This window comes from Desulfolutivibrio sulfodismutans DSM 3696, assembly GCF_013376455.1.
Taxonomy (GTDB): Bacteria; Desulfobacterota; Desulfovibrionia; order Desulfovibrionales; family Desulfovibrionaceae; genus Desulfolutivibrio; species Desulfolutivibrio sulfodismutans.
On record NZ_CP045504.1, the window covers coordinates 3,731,305 to 3,745,173 of the forward strand.

Here is a 13,869-nt window from a genome sequence, read left to right on the forward strand (position 1 = left end):
GCCGTGTTCTTCCACCATATCCCCGACTCCCAGGCCATCGGCGCACACCGGGGGGCACGCTCCCTGGCCCCGGAAAACACCCTCCCGGCCATCGCCAGGGCCCATCACTGCGGCGCGCATTTCCTGGAAATCGACGTGCGCCTGACCGCTGACGGCCATGTGGTCGTCTTTCACGACGACACCCCGGCCCGCACCACGAATATCGCCGCCTCACCCCTGGCCGCGCGCGCCACGCACCACATCGACACCTTCACCCTGGCCGAACTGCAAAGCCTCGACGCCGGTTCCTGGTTCGCCGCCACGGATCCCCATGGAACCGTCAAGACTGGCGAGGTCGCTCCCCAGGATGCCGCGTCCTTTCCTTCCGTCATTATCCCCACTCTGCGTCAGGTGCTCGATTTCTGCCGCGAACACGCCTTCCCCATAAACGTGGAGATCAAGGATCACGCCGGGCGCTCCGGCGATTCCGCCATCACCGCCGCCGTCCTGGAACTCGTGGCCGATACCGAAACCCGGGATCTGGTGCTTCTCTCCTCCTTCAACCACCGCTACCTCACCCAGGCCGCCGTCTTCGACCCGGATGTCCCCCGGGCCGCCCTGATCGAGACCGCTCACCCCGGAAACATCCTGGACTACCTCATGTTCCTCGACGTGGCCGCCTGCCATCCCGATCACCATATCACCCCCCCCGATCTGGCCCGGGCACTTCTGGACGACGGGCTTCGCGTCAACCTCTGGACCATCAACGACCCGGATGTCGCCCGCGCCTACCCCCCCGGGGCGGGAATCATCACCGACGTGCCGCAACGGTTTGTCTAACCCCGGGGCAGCCGCCCCGGTTCGTCCAGGTATTGGTTTTTCCAGGCCGTCCAGGCCTCGCGGGCGCGGGAGGCGTAGAGGGCCTTGCGGCTGGCCTTCTTGTTCCGGCCGGGCAGTTCGGGAGAGAGGCCGAAGTTGACGTTGGAGGGTTGGAAGTGTTTGGCGTCGGTGCGCAGGTGCGAGAGCAGCGCGCCCAGGGCCGATTCGGGAGGCGGAGGGGGGAGTTCCCGGCCATGGAGCCGGGCTACGAGGGAAAGGCCGAGCCACAGGCCACAGGCGGCGGATTCCACGTAGCCTTCCACGCCGGTGATCTGTCCGGCCAGGAAGACGCCGGGCCGGGCCAGGAGTTCCAGGGAGGGCGAGAGGGTTTTGGGGGCCTCGACGAAGGTGTTGCGGTGGATGCTGCCCAGGCGGAGGAATTCGGCGTGAGCGAGGCCGGGGATGGTGCGGAACACGCGTTGTTGTTCGGGATAGGTGAGTTTGGTCTGGAAGCCGACCATGTTGTATGCGGTGCGGGCGGCGTTTTCTGGGCGCAGTTGGATGACGGCGAAGGGGCGTCGGCCGGTGCGCGGGTCCGTGAGGCCCACGGGTTTGAGGGGCCCGAAGGCCAGGGTCATTTCGCCGCGCTGGGCCATGGCCTCGATGGGCAGGCAGCCTTCGAAGTGCAGTTCCTTTTCGAATTCCCGAGGCTGGACCTTGTCGGCGGCCAGGAGGTCGGCCACGAAGCGGCGGTAGCCGTCCTCGTCCATGGGGCAGTTGAGGTAGTCGCCCTCGCCTTCCTCGTAGCGGGAGGCGAAGAAGGCGACGTCGTAGTCGACGCTGGCGGCGTCCACGATGGGCGCGATGGCGTCGTAGAAATAGAGGCTTTGCTGGCCGATGGCCCGGGCCAGGTCGGCGGCCAGGGCGTCCGAGGCCAGGGGACCGGCGGCCAGGACCACGGCGTCGAGACCGGCCAGGGCCGGATCGTCCAGGCTTTGAATCTCTCGGCGGTCGAGGCGGATGCGGGGCTGGGCCGTTATACGGGCGGTGATTTCGGCGGAGAAGAGGTCGCGGTCCACGGCCAGGGCCTTTCCGGCCGGGATGGCGGTGTGCCGGGCGGCGTCCATGACCAGGCTTCCGGCCTCGGCCATTTCGAGCTTGAGAAGCCCCACGGCGGACAGGGGATCGTCCGAGCGAAAGGAATTGGAGCACACCAGTTCCGCCAGATTTTCGGAGGTATGGGCCGGGGAGAACGTCGTCGGCTTCATCTCGAAAAGGGTCACGTCCACATCCGCCCGAGCCAGGGCCATGGCGCATTCGCACCCGGCGAGTCCTGCGCCCACGATTCCGACACGCATGAAAAACCTCCCTGTCCGCCCGGATGTGGCGGAGATTTCGATGCCGCTCTGGTGTTTCCCCGGCGTACGAGGCGGCGTGACCCCGCCGGGCGGGGGTTAGGCCGTCAGTTTGGCAGCGATGGCGGCCAGATGGCGTCCCTGGAAGCGGGCGGCGGCCAGTTCGTTTTCCGAAGGGCGGCGGCTGCCGTCGGGACCGGCGATGGTGGTGGCCCCGTAGGGGGAGCCGCCGGTGATCTCGTCCACCCGGGTCTGCCCGGAAAAGGAATAGGGCAGCCCGACCACGACCATGCCGTGGTGCAAAAGGGTGTAGATGAAGCTGACCAGGGTGGTTTCCTGTCCGCCGTGCTGGGTGGCGGTCGAGCAAAAGACCCCGGCGGGTTTGCCCACCAGGGCTCCTTTGGCCCACAGGCCGCCGGTGGCGTCCAGGAATTGCCGCATCTGGCCGCACATGTTGCCGAAGCGGGTGGGCGTGCCGAAGAGGATGGCGTCGGCCGCCTCAAGTTCGTCCAGGGTGCAGACGGGAACCACGCTCAAGGATTTCTGGATGTCGGCGGCCCCCATTTTTTCGATGACCTCCGGGGACAGGGTCTCCGGCACGCGGCGCAGCGTGGCCACGGCGCCGGGGATTTCGGCCACGCCTTCGGCGGCGGCCTGGGCCAGGGCGCTGACGTGTCCGTAGAGGGAATAATACACGGTGAGCACGTTCATGGGGGCGACTCCTGTTGCGGTTTGTCGGCGCCGCAAGGGTAGCCTGGAGCGGAGACGGGGGCAAGCCGTATGGTGCGTCGGCCTGGCTTGGGAGATGCCGGGGAACGGCGGTCGGGCCGGGGGGCTCCCTGGCGTGGAGCATATGGGGCTGTGGCCGGGAGGAGGCCTTGATGCGGGGAAAAGCCGGGAGGACAGGGGGCGGATCGGCCGGGCGTCAGCGCGGCGGGATATGCAAAACCTGTCCCGGGGTGATCCTGTTTTGGCTGGCGAGGGCGTTGTGGGAGGCCAAGGTGGCGACTTCAACGTTATGCCGCTTGGCGATGCCTCCCAGAGTGTCGCCTTTTTGTACGGTATAGGCGGCTTCGGCGCTGCCGGAGGGGGCTTGGGCCGGGGCGGCCTTTTCGAGGGCCTGCCCGGGAGGGCCGGGGACGTCGGCGTCGGTTGTCGGTTTCGGTGCGCTGTCCGGGGTTTCGGCCGGGATTTCGGCCGGGGAATGGGCGGGCCTTTTGGTGTTCCCGCTTGGCGGTTCCGGAATGACCAGTTCAGGGTCCGAAGCGAGATCCTTGGTGCTGGATTGGCGGCCCATGCGCAATTCTTTTTCTTTCTTGATGACGATGTATTTCTCCCGGGCGGCGAAGAATTGTTTTTCCACCTCGGCCCCCGGGGCCACGGGGCCGGAACGCACGGCCTGGGCATAGTCGGCGCGGGCGGCGCGCAGTTGTTCCAGGGCCAGTTCGCCCTCCTGGTTGAGAAGATCGTCATTGATATAGGCCATATTGGCCTGGTAGTCGGAATACTTGGCGCATCCGGCCATGGTCGTCGCCAGGACGGCAATGAGGCAGAAAGCGAGGAATTTCGGGCTATTCGCCATGAGGGTCTCTTCCGTCGGTTTGTCGGGATGTCGTGTGCCGACAGCGGTGATTCGTGTGGTGTGCGGCGTCGTGTATGGACACTGATAGCATTTGGCCCCGGGGGGCGTAAAGTCCGGCCTTGCATGCCGCCGGGGATTAGTCGAGCATGAACCGCATGGGGTTGACCGGCGTCCCGTTGACCTGCACCTCGTAGTGGAGATGGGTGCCGGTGGTGCGGCCGGAGTTCCCGGAATAGGCGATGAGCTGGCCGCGTTTGACCTCCTGCCCCGGGGTGACTGCGGCCGATTTGAGATGGCCGTAGAGGGTGCTTATGCCGTAGTCGTGGACGATGACCACCCGCAGGCCGTAGCCGCTTTGATAATCCACATCCGTTACCCGCCCGGCGCCCGGGGCGTAGATGGGCGTCCCGTAGGGAGCTTTGATGTCCACGCCGTTGTGGAAATCGGCCCGCCGCCCGAAGGGGGAGCGTCTGGGGCCGAAGGTGGAGGTGATGTAGCCGGCCATGGGCCACAGGGAGGGTCTGGCGTCGAACTCCAGTTTCTTTTCCCGCAGGGAGTGGCGCAACTGTTGCTGCAATACCTCTTGCAGGGCGATCTCCTGGCCGAGGTATTCCAGAAATTCGTTCATCTTGCGCGTCAGCACGCCCTGGCGCAGGAAATACAGGCCGGATGAGGCCGCCAGATCCGGTCCCGGCGCGCCCATTCCCAGGGGGGAGGCTTCCCTGGCCGGATCGAAGTCGACCATGACCCCGAGTTTTTCATTGAACGCGGCGATGCGGGTGACCTCGGCCTCCACGCGCTCCATGCGCTCCTTGAGGCGCAGGGACGTGGATTTCTGTTCGGCCAGGGCGGCCCGTCCGTCTTCGGCCAGCCGGGACACACGGTCGTACCCGGCATAATACCGCCATAAAAAGGCGTTGACGACCACCAGCGCAACCAGCGCCGCCACAGGAAGGGCGATCATCCACCCCCTGACGGTGAAAAGCGATTTGACGCCCTTGCCGCGCCGAAAGAGGCAGACTTGATATCCGGATATGGGCATGGCTTGATCGGTACGACGTGAATGCAGTATCGGGCCGCCCCGGGTTCGGGTCGCGTTGCGCCAAAGGGGGGCGTGGCCTGTTTCGCCCGGCGAGAGAAATTCTGGCTCCGGGCCGGGTGACCGGACGGGAGAGCCACAAGAGCTGGGCCAACCCGCTGATACGCCAATGTAACGCTTATATCCAAGAAAAAGAAGAAGGGCAAGTCCCGGCATTGTCAGCGGCGGCGCACGTTTTGTGGCGGTTGATTTACAAAACCCCCCGCGCTGGCATAGGACTATGGCAAATGGCTGAAACGGCAGGGGTGGGCGGGCCGATGCCCCCCGGGCGGCAGCCGTTTCGCGAACCTCCCACCGGACCAGTGTCCGCCGACGAGTTGAAAAGGGATCCATGGACCACGCCGACATCCTTCTGGAATCCGGCACCAACGAGCTGGAGATCGTCGAGTTCCACGTGCTGGAAGACCTGGGCCACGGCGAGACCCGGGCCCTGGCCTTTGGGGTCAATGTGGCCAAGGTGCTGGAGATCATCGAAAATCCGGGCCTGTCCCCCTTGTCTTCGGCCCCGCACCCCTGTTTTCTGGGAACCATCCCCTTGCGGGAGCTGGTCCTTCCGGTGCTCGATCTGGCCGTATGGCTGGATATCACACGGGCGCGCACCCCGGGCGAGGTGGTTCTTGTGACACGCTTCAACTCCCGGACAACGGGATTTCTGGCCTCAGGGGTGACCCATATTCATCGTGTGGCCTGGAGCAGCGTGGAAGCGCCGCACCGGTTGCTTGGCGGGTGCGTCACCGGGCTTGTGCGCATCGAGGACCACTTCGTCCAACTGATCGACCTGGAGCGGATCCTTTTTGAACTGGACCCGGTGCCGGACGAGGAGCCTAAGCAGCGGGAAAAACCCGCCCGGACGTATTCGGTGCTTCTGGCCGAGGACTCGGCGGTCATGCGCCAGATGGTGTTCGAACGGCTCACCGAGGCCGGGTTCCGGGTCATCCTGACCGGGAACGGCGACGAGGCCCTGACCCTTTTGCGCGCCATGGCGGCCGGGGCGAAGTCTGAAGACCAGCCGGGCGCGGAGCTTCCCGACGTGGTGGTCACGGATGTCGAAATGCCCCAACTCGACGGCTACACCCTTACCCGCCGGATCAAGGAGGATCCGGACCTTGGCGCGCTGCCCGTGATTTTGTTTTCCTCCCTGGTCAACGAGGATCTGCGCCACAAGGGCCGGGCCGTGGGGGCCGACGCCCAGATTTCCAAGCCGGAATTCGGAAGACTGGCCGATGTGGTGCGTGCCCTGATCGAAAAGCGGTGATCCGCAGGAGGCCGCTCATGCGGCATTTCTGGCGGGAATTGACGCTGTTGCGTTGCTTTTCTTGCAAAACGAAGGCACAAGGGGACATCGTCAACCCCGTATCCGGAACCAGATCATGAAATTTCCCCCGGACATTCCCGCGCTCATCACACGGCGTTCGCTCTTTTCCTGGGTGTGGACCAGCAACCTGAAGTTGCAGGGCATCCTCTTCCTGGTCATCGTGGTCACGGTCGGCGCCCGGGTGCTGCCGCTCGAGATGCAGAAAAAGATCATCAACCAGGCCATCGGGCTGCAAAAGCTCGATCTGCTCTATATGTATTGCGGCTACTATCTGGCCGCCGTGGTGGCCGCCTCGGGGCTCAAGCTGGTCATCAACACGCTGCAGACCTATATCGGCCAGCAATCCCTGGCGGATCTGCGCAAAAAGCTCTACGCCCACATCCTGACCATGCCCATGCCCTTTTTCCGCAAGGCCTCCCCGGGCATGGTGGTCCAATCCCTGGTGTCCGAAGTGGCCAACACCGGCGAGTTCGTCGGCCAGGCCGTGGCCGTGCCGGTGACCAACCTTTTGACCCTGGTGGCCTTCGCCACCTACCTTTTTTACCTCAATCCGCTCATGGCCGGCATCAGCATGGCCCTGTACCCCGTGGCCATCGTGGTCATCCCGTTTCTGCAAAAGAGGGCCAACGCGGCCAACAAGGAACGGGTGGACACGGGGCGCAAGCTGTCGACCATGATCGGCGAGACCATCTCGGGCATCCACGAGGTGCATTCCAACGCCAGCTTCAACCTGGAGAACCGGCGTTTCGGCGGGTTCGTGGACACGCTGTCCCGGGTGCGCGTGGTGTGGAACCTGTATAAGTACGCCATCAAGGTCTCCAACAATTTTTTCCAGAGCCTGGGGCCCTTCGTGCTCTTTCTGGTGGGCGGCTACCTGGCCATCAACGGCCGTTTCGACCTGGGCGCGCTGGTGGCCTTTCTGTCGGCCAACGAAAAGCTCTACGACCCCTGGAAGGAGCTGATGGACTTCTATCAGGTCTATCAGGACGCCAAGGTCAGCTACGGCCGGATCATGGAATATTTCGAGGGCGCGCCGGAATTTCCGCTGACGCCCGAAACGCCGCGTCCGCCCCTGGTCCTGGACGGCAGCGTCAACGTACAGGATCTGGTCATGGAGGTCGCCGGCGGCATCCAGTTGCTCAAGGGCGTCTCCATGGACATAAGGCCCGGCGAGCAGGTGGCCCTGGTGGGGTATTCCGGGTCCGGGAAGTCCACCCTGGCCCTGTGCATGTGTCAGATCAACAAGTACTCCGCCGGGCGGGCCACGCTTTCCGGGTACGACATCGACGCCACTCCCAAAAGCGACATCGCCGACAACATGGGCGTGGTGGCCCAGCATCCCTTCATCTTCGAGGGCACCATCCGCGACAACCTGCTTTATTCCATCAACGCCCGGCGCGAGGCGCATGGCATTGAGGGAGAGGAGGGCCTGCCGAGCCTGGACCGCATCATCGAGACCATCCAGCAGGTGGGGCTTTTCCAGGATGTGCTCAGGTTCGGATTGAATACGGTCTTCAAGAAGGGGCGCAAGGAAAACCTGGTTAAGAAGATCATCCACATCCGCGAGAACTATTACCAGGAGCAGGGCGAGATCCTCAAAGACATCGTGGAGTTCTTCGATGTCGACAAGTATCTCTATTACAGCCCGGTTTCGGCCAACATCCTCTTCGGCAACCCCAACCGGGACGACTATCAGCCGGAGAATCTGGCGAACAACCAGGTGTTCCTGGAATTTCTGCGCGAGGCCGGGCTGCGGCAGCTTTTGGTGCAGTTGGGACGGGAGTTGGCGGCCCAGACCGTGGACATCTTGAAAAACGTACCCTCCCCGGATGCCAGCTTTTTTGAGCAGTCCCCGGTCGGGGCGGACGAATTCGCCGCCTATTCCGAGCTGACGACCCACCTGGAGCGGGTCAAGATCCACGAGATCAGTCCCGATGAGGAGCGCCTGCTTTTGACCCTGGCCCTGCGCTTCACCCCCGGCCGCCACAAGATCGTGGGGCTGTCCAGGCTTTCCGAGGAGCTTTTGCTGCAAGGCCGGGCGCTTTTCATGGACAGGACCGGCAAGTCCGACCCCGAGGCCGTGACGTTTTACCGCCGCGAGGATTTCATCCATTCCCAGACGATCATGGACAACATCCTCTTCGGCCGCATCCGCACCGACAACCCCAAGGCCCTGGACCAGATCAACAAGACCATCGTCAGCCTGCTCATCCAGGAGGACATGCTGGAGCGCATCGTGGAGCTGGGTCTGGATTTCCATGTGGGCTCCTCGGGCGACCGCCTGTCCGGCGGCCAACGCTCGAAGGTGGCCCTGGCCCGGGCCTTCCTCAAGGAGCCGCCGCTTTTGATCCTCGACGAGGCCACGGCGGCCCTGGACAACGCCTCCCAGACCCGCATCCAGAACCTGCTGGAATCCAAGTGGAAGGGCAAAAGCACGGTGGTGTCCGTGGTTCACCGCCTGGACACCATCAAGGGGTTCGACAAGGTGGCGGTGATGAAGGCCGGACGTATCGTGGAATGCGCCTCCTACAATGAACTCATGGACAAAAAGGGGATGCTCTATGAACTCGTCCACGGAACATCAGGACGCAAGTGACGGAGCCTGCGGGTTCACCACCCACCTGGACATCCTGCGGGAGATGCCGATATTCACCGGCATGTCCCTGGATGTGCTCAAGGTGTTGGCCTATTTGAGCAGCAATGAGACCTATCGCGACGGGGACCGGCTGTGCGTGCAGGGGGAGATGTTCGACAACTGCCGCTCTATCACCATGGGCCGGGTGGAGATCCTGCGCGCCCCGGAGGGCGGCACGCCTGTGGTGGTCGGGACGGCGGGCGGCGGCTGGGCCTTCGGCGGGCTGGCCCTTTTGACCCACGTCAAATCCCTGTATACCATCCGGGCCAAAGGCGATGTGGAGTGCCTGGTGCTTTCCAGGGAAAAATTTCAAAAGGCGGCCGAGCGGTTTCCCCAAATGTTGCCGAGGGTTTTACACGTCGTCGTCGAGCACATGTTCTCGTGGGAGGCCAAGGTGCTGTCTTCCCTTGAGCGCAACACGGCCACACCGGAAGAGGTTCACGGCCTGACGCTGTTTTAGGCCCGGGCACGACCGGCGAGGCCTTCGGGACAGAACCCCTCGCATCGGGGTGCGCCATGACCCCGATGCGCCGCATGTCGCGGCGGGGCATGAGGCCGTTTACGTCCAGCGGCCCGGTCCGGGACGGAAAACCTGAGCATGGTGGGAGTCCATGAGCGCAGACAACAAAGACCCCCTTGTCGTTTTTGCCGACTTCGTCGCCAAAAAACGGCTCAAGATGACCCCCCAGCGCAGGCACATTCTTGAGGTGTTCCTGAACTCCGAGGGGCATCTGACGGCTGAGGAACTCTACCGCAAGGTGAAGGACGCCAATCCCTTCATCGGCCAGGCCACGGTTTACCGGACGGTGAAGCTTTTGGCCGATTCGGGGCTGGCCAAGGGCGTGGAATTCGGGGATGGCGTGGTCCGCTACGAGGTCAAATACGGGCAGACCCACCATGACCACCTGATCTGCGAGCGGTGCGGCCGCAACGTGGAGGTGGTCAACGCGGACATCGAGAAGCTCCAGGAGGAGGTGGCCGCGCGCCACGGCTTCGTGCTCACCGGGCACAAGCTTTATCTCTACGGCGTGTGCCCGGAGTGCCGCAAGGCCGACCCGACCATCGGCTAGCATTGCACGTTCCGCTCTGGCGCGCACGCCGCAACGCCTTGAGTGTCTGTTTTTTTGTGAACGCCACGCGGGCGCGCGTCTCTTGAAAATTCGCTCGTATTTTTACGGGAAAAGAACTCTTTCAACTTGTTGTTTCCAAACTTCGGTGCGCCGGTCTTGGGGGCGCGACACGAGCGGTGCAGCTGTCGCGGCGGGGTGTCGACGCCGTGGCCATGAGGCAATGACGGACGTGAGGCGACGTCGGCATGGCGGATCGCCAGGGAGAGAAGGAAATGCGCCTGCGCCACAGCCGGGTTCTCCTGGCGGCCATCGCCATATGTCTGGCCTTCGCCACGGTTTCCCGGGCCGGGGACGCCCCGCTGGTCTTCGGCCTTTTGCTCGTCGGACCTTACAACGACAAGGGCTACAGCCAGGCCCAGTACGAGGGCGGCCGGTATGTCGAGGCCAAGCTGCCCGGGTCCAGGATGATCTATCTGGACCAGGTCAATCCCACGGATCGTCCCGGGATGACCATCCCCCAGGCCGTGGACGACATGGCGGCCAAGGGCGCGCGGCTGGTCATCGCCGGTTCCGAGGACATGCGTGACGGCATTCTGGAGGCCGCCGTCCGGCATCCGGAGATGACCTTCCTCCATGTCTCCGGCGACGACGTGCTGACGGGCAAGGCCCCGAAAAACCTGGGCAACCTGTTCGCCAAGATCGAATACGGCAAGATGATGGCCGGATTCGCCGCAGCCATGACCACCAAGACGGGAAAAATCGGCTACCTGGGACCGCTGGTCAACGACGAGACGAGGCGCGTGGCCAACGCCGCCTACCTTGGGGCGCGTTACGCCTGGGAGCATGTGCGCGGCAAAAAACCCGAGGAACTGACCTTCAAGGTGAGCTGGATCGGGTTCTGGTTCAACATCCCCGGGGTGACCGCCGACCCCAACCAGATGGCCGGGGCCTTTTTCGACCAGGGCTTCGACGTGGTCATCTCCGGCCTGGACGCCCCCGAGGCCCTGACCGTGGCCGCTGCCCGCCGCGAGGCCGGGGCCGACGCGTACGCCCTGCCCTACGTCTACAAACCGGCCTGCCAGCTTGCCCCCGAGGCCTGCCTGGGGGTGCCCTATTTCAACTGGGGGCCGCCGTTTCTGATCATCGCCCGGCAGGTGGCCGCCGGAACCTACCAGCCCGCCTTCGCCTGGCTGACGCCGGATTTCGCGGACATGAACGATGCGGACAAAAGTCCGGTGGGCTTTCTGCCTGGCCCGGCCCTTTCGGCGGAAAACAGGAAATACCTGGACATCTTCTCGGCCGCCCTGGGCTCTGGGGCCGTGGACCTGTACGCCGGGCCCCTGGACTACCAGGACGGCACGGTGTTCGTTCCAGCCGGGCGCACGGCCACGGAAAAGGAACAGTGGTATTGCCCGCAGCTTCTTCGCGGCATGCAGGGCCAAAGCGCCGCCAAGTAGGGCCCGCCGGGGGCGGGGGGGGCAGTGAACGCCGGGAGGGTTGCTTCCCCTGGCGTCCCCTGACTTCCCCTGACGTCCCTGGGCATCCCTGGACATCCCATAATTGCGCGGCGGGAAATGCCATCAGGCAGGAGGGGGGACATGGCCGACGTTTTCGACCAGATGATCGCGCGCATCCGCAAAATCATCGATGCCGGGCTCGACGCCGACGCCACCATGCGGGTGCTGGAGATACTGGAGGCCCCGTTCGTCTCCGAAGGCATCCTGGAGAAGGCACGGCTCTACAGCGAGACCCTTCCCAAGGCCGAGGAGCGGCCCTTCACGCCCACCGAACGGTATCTGCATTTTTTATGGGACGCCTTCGACAAGCTGCCCCTGTGTCTTATTGTGCCGTTTTCCATCCCCTTCCGGCGGCTGGTGGCCGAGCGGCTGTTCGAGGCCTGCGGCCGGGCGTTTGTGTGCGAGGAGAACGTGCGGTTTAATTTCGGGCAGTTTTTGACCGTCGGGGACAACGTGTTTTTCAACCGGGGCGTGTTTTTGGACACCAAGGGCGGCGTGGAAATCGGGGATTCGGCGGCCCTGGCCGAGGACGTGCGCATTTTCACCCACGGCCACGACGAGGCCTCGCACATGACCCGGTCCTACGCGCCGGTGAGGATCGGGGCCTATGCCAAGATCTACGCCGGGGCCACGCTCATGCCCGGGGTGACGGTGGGGGAGCAGGCCCTGGTGGCCTCGGGGTCGGTGGTGACGCACGACGTGCCGCCGAACATGGTGGCGGCGGGCATCCCGGCCAAGGTGATCCGGGAGCGGCGCACCGGCGGCCGGTCAGGAGAGGAATTGGAGCATATCTGGCTGTTTTGAGGAGTTCCGCCTTCCGTCCGCTTCCGCAAAATACCGCCCCGCCACGCAGGCCGCGGCCGCGCAGGCCGTAAACTCGATCATTTCCGGGGCCGAGATGCGGCCGTTGAACTCCCCCAGGTGCGGCCCGGTGGGAATGGCCACATCCGCCGCGCCACGGCGCAGCCCCAGCGCCTCCTGACGCGGCATCCCGCGCCGGGTCAAAAACTCCACGAACGCCGCGTCGCTCATGTTCTCCTGATCCGCCACCCGCAGCATCTCCACCATGTGCCGGTCCACCCCCATCTCCTCGATGAGCCGCGCCGCCAGCCCCTCGCGGTCAAACGGCAGCGCCCCGGCCGGGGCACGGCCGGTAAATCCCTGGTAATAGGCGTCGTAGATCGTGGTCAGGGCCTCGGCCAGAAGCGCCGGATCGAACAACTCCCGGGCGTCCGCCGGTCGGCCGTCCGGCCCGAGCCCCACCCGCGCAGGCTCCTTGAACCGGAAATAGCTCCCGGTCACCAGCAAAAGCCCCAGCAGATGATCCCCCATGCACTTGTAAAGCGGCCCGGTGGGCCCGGCATGGGACACGAAGTGCTCGAAGTCGCGCAGGCCGCTTGGCCCGAAATTGGGGAACCGGGTGGAGGCCAGCCATTGGTCCAGGCGGCCCATGCGCCGCCAGTCGTAGAGGCCCTCGTCGGAACGCCGCTCCCGCTGCACCCGGTTGTGGAAAAGCGGGATGGGGGCCGTATGCACGATGCCCCGGGCGGCGAGCCGCCCGAACAGCAGGGCGTTTTGCCCAAGCACCGCCAAAAGCTCCCGGCCGCCCAGGCCGCCATCCGGCCCATGCTCGTTGGGGTAGCGGAAATAGTCGGCCCGGGCCACATAGGCCATGGCCACCCCCCCGGCCAGGGTGGCGGGGTCCAGGCCCACCCGGGCCAGAGGGGCGTCCGCGACCCGGAAGACCGCCTGTCCGGCCACACGCAGCGGCCGGGGGACGTGGAAGGGCACGGGCATGTCCCGGGCCTCGGCGGCCAGATGCTCCATCCAGGCCGCCTCCAGGGCCAGCCCGGATGCAGGCTCGCCAAGGCGCAGGAACTTCACGGCCACGACCCGCCCGTCGCCGGGAAGGGGCATGATCAGGGTCCGCCCGGCCCGGGCCGGGATGGCGTTGCCGGTGGGGGGCGGGCCACTGCCGGTGTCGGCCTGTCGGCCCGCGTCAGCCAGGCGAAGAAGCGCCGTCCAGGCGATGTCCGGCGTGTGGGATGCGTCCGGCTTGGGAGGGCCTGTCTCGTCCATCTGTGGGCCTCGAACCGACAGGGGCAACGCCCCCACGGCGTCGGCGGCGGCCATGCGCGGCTTGCCGGGCCGGGCCAGGGCCGTCTCCACGCCCGCAAAGGCCCGGGCCGCCAGTTCCCTGTCCGGGGCGCTGCGGCACAGGTCCAAAAGGACGGCGGCCGCGTCGCGGTACAGGAACCGGGCCTGGGTCTGGGAGGCGTGGGGGGCCTGGGCCAACAGATCGGCCAGGGCGGCTACGGAATCCGGCGTGACCTCGGCCGGGCGCTGCCGGGTGATGTCCGCCAGACGGCGCACGGCCAGATAGGCGGCCTGAAAGTCGGTTCCAGCCAAGCCCTGATGCTGGGTCATGGCGATTCGGATGCGGCCAAGGGGCCGACGGGCCGGGGACGAAGCGTCCGGGAAGGGGCCTGTGGGCGGGC

At 65.2% G+C, this 13,869-nt stretch carries 12 protein-coding genes; 7 read left to right on the forward strand and 5 right to left on the reverse strand.

All coding sequences use genetic code 11. From position 1 onward, the window contains the following. Positions 1–3 precede the first annotated feature (3 nt). Positions 4–819, forward strand: a complete 816-nt coding sequence (locus GD606_RS17075) for a glycerophosphodiester phosphodiesterase (protein WP_163301480.1) — start codon at positions 4–6, stop codon at positions 817–819. Here the strand turns inward: GD606_RS17075 and trmFO are convergent. The 4 genes from trmFO to GD606_RS17095 form a co-directional block, all read right to left on the reverse strand. Next, complete coding sequence (gene trmFO / locus GD606_RS17080; RefSeq protein WP_163301479.1) at positions 816–2,156, reverse strand: methylenetetrahydrofolate--tRNA-(uracil(54)-C(5))-methyltransferase (FADH(2)-oxidizing) TrmFO; 1,341 nt, start codon at positions 2,154–2,156, stop codon at positions 816–818. The genes GD606_RS17075 and trmFO overlap by 4 nt on opposite strands. Before the next feature lie 96 nt (positions 2,157–2,252). Beyond that, a complete protein-coding gene (wrbA, locus tag GD606_RS17085) occupies positions 2,253–2,864 on the reverse strand; it encodes an NAD(P)H:quinone oxidoreductase (RefSeq protein ID WP_163301478.1) in 612 nt (203 codons plus the stop codon). Positions 2,865–3,078: 214 nt separating this feature from the next. Next, the gene (locus GD606_RS20635) at positions 3,079–3,735 is read right to left on the reverse strand and encodes a LysM peptidoglycan-binding domain-containing protein (RefSeq protein WP_163301477.1); all 657 of its coding nucleotides are present in this window, start codon (positions 3,733–3,735) and stop codon (positions 3,079–3,081) included. A 136-nt stretch (positions 3,736–3,871) separates the two neighbouring features. After that, entirely contained in the window at positions 3,872–4,777 is a 906-nt protein-coding gene (locus GD606_RS17095; RefSeq protein ID WP_163301476.1) for a M23 family metallopeptidase, read from the reverse strand. Between the two features lie 388 nt (positions 4,778–5,165). Here GD606_RS17095 and GD606_RS17100 point away from each other — a divergent pair, with 388 nt between their 5' ends. From GD606_RS17100 to GD606_RS17125, 6 genes are all read left to right on the forward strand, one after another. Next, on the forward strand, positions 5,166–6,089 hold the full coding sequence (locus GD606_RS17100; protein WP_163301475.1) for a chemotaxis protein CheV: 924 nt from the start codon (positions 5,166–5,168) through the stop codon (positions 6,087–6,089). A 115-nt stretch (positions 6,090–6,204) separates the two neighbouring features. Further along, positions 6,205–8,745: an ABC transporter ATP-binding protein/permease gene (locus GD606_RS17105; protein WP_163301474.1), complete on the forward strand. Its 2,541-nt coding sequence runs from the start codon at positions 6,205–6,207 to the stop codon at positions 8,743–8,745. Next, positions 8,711–9,244, forward strand: a complete 534-nt coding sequence (locus GD606_RS17110) for a Crp/Fnr family transcriptional regulator (protein ID WP_163301473.1) — start codon at positions 8,711–8,713, stop codon at positions 9,242–9,244. Before GD606_RS17105 ends, GD606_RS17110 begins: the two co-directional genes overlap by 35 nt. Positions 9,245–9,395: 151 nt before the next feature. Then, entirely contained in the window at positions 9,396–9,854 is a 459-nt protein-coding gene (locus tag GD606_RS17115; RefSeq protein ID WP_163301472.1) for a Fur family transcriptional regulator, read from the forward strand. 245 nt (positions 9,855–10,099) lie between these two features. Next, the gene (locus tag GD606_RS17120) at positions 10,100–11,311 is read left to right on the forward strand and encodes a BMP family lipoprotein (protein ID WP_246298862.1); all 1,212 of its coding nucleotides are present in this window, start codon (positions 10,100–10,102) and stop codon (positions 11,309–11,311) included. Between the two features lie 141 nt (positions 11,312–11,452). Beyond that, positions 11,453–12,175, forward strand: a complete 723-nt coding sequence (locus tag GD606_RS17125; protein ID WP_163301471.1) for an acyltransferase — start codon at positions 11,453–11,455, stop codon at positions 12,173–12,175. On the opposite strand, the gene GD606_RS17130 is transcribed toward GD606_RS17125, so the two are convergent. After that, the gene (locus GD606_RS17130) at positions 12,140–13,798 is read right to left on the reverse strand and encodes a SidJ-related pseudokinase (RefSeq protein WP_163301470.1); all 1,659 of its coding nucleotides are present in this window, start codon (positions 13,796–13,798) and stop codon (positions 12,140–12,142) included. The genes GD606_RS17125 and GD606_RS17130 overlap by 36 nt on opposite strands. Between the last annotated feature and the right edge of the window lie 71 nt (positions 13,799–13,869).

Bases quoted from the DNA above. Each gene is read 5' to 3' on its own strand.
- trmFO (WP_163301479.1), bottom strand. From the start codon at position 2,156: ATGCGTGTCGGAATCGTGGGCGCAGGACTCGCCGGGTGCGAATGCGCC.
- wrbA (WP_163301478.1), bottom strand. From the start codon at position 2,864: ATGAACGTGCTCACCGTGTATTATTCCCTCTACGGACACGTCAGCGCC.
- GD606_RS20635 (WP_163301477.1), bottom strand. From the start codon at position 3,735: ATGGCGAATAGCCCGAAATTCCTCGCTTTCTGCCTCATTGCCGTCCTG.
- GD606_RS17095 (WP_163301476.1), bottom strand. From the start codon at position 4,777: ATGCCCATATCCGGATATCAAGTCTGCCTCTTTCGGCGCGGCAAGGGC.
- GD606_RS17100 (WP_163301475.1), top strand. From the start codon at position 5,166: ATGGACCACGCCGACATCCTTCTGGAATCCGGCACCAACGAGCTGGAG.
- GD606_RS17105 (WP_163301474.1), top strand. From the start codon at position 6,205: ATGAAATTTCCCCCGGACATTCCCGCGCTCATCACACGGCGTTCGCTC.
- GD606_RS17110 (WP_163301473.1), top strand. From the start codon at position 8,711: ATGAACTCGTCCACGGAACATCAGGACGCAAGTGACGGAGCCTGCGGG.
- GD606_RS17115 (WP_163301472.1), top strand. From the start codon at position 9,396: ATGAGCGCAGACAACAAAGACCCCCTTGTCGTTTTTGCCGACTTCGTC.
- GD606_RS17120 (WP_246298862.1), top strand. From the start codon at position 10,100: ATGGCGGATCGCCAGGGAGAGAAGGAAATGCGCCTGCGCCACAGCCGG.
- GD606_RS17125 (WP_163301471.1), top strand. From the start codon at position 11,453: ATGGCCGACGTTTTCGACCAGATGATCGCGCGCATCCGCAAAATCATC.
- GD606_RS17130 (WP_163301470.1), bottom strand. From the start codon at position 13,798: ATGACCCAGCATCAGGGCTTGGCTGGAACCGACTTTCAGGCCGCCTAT.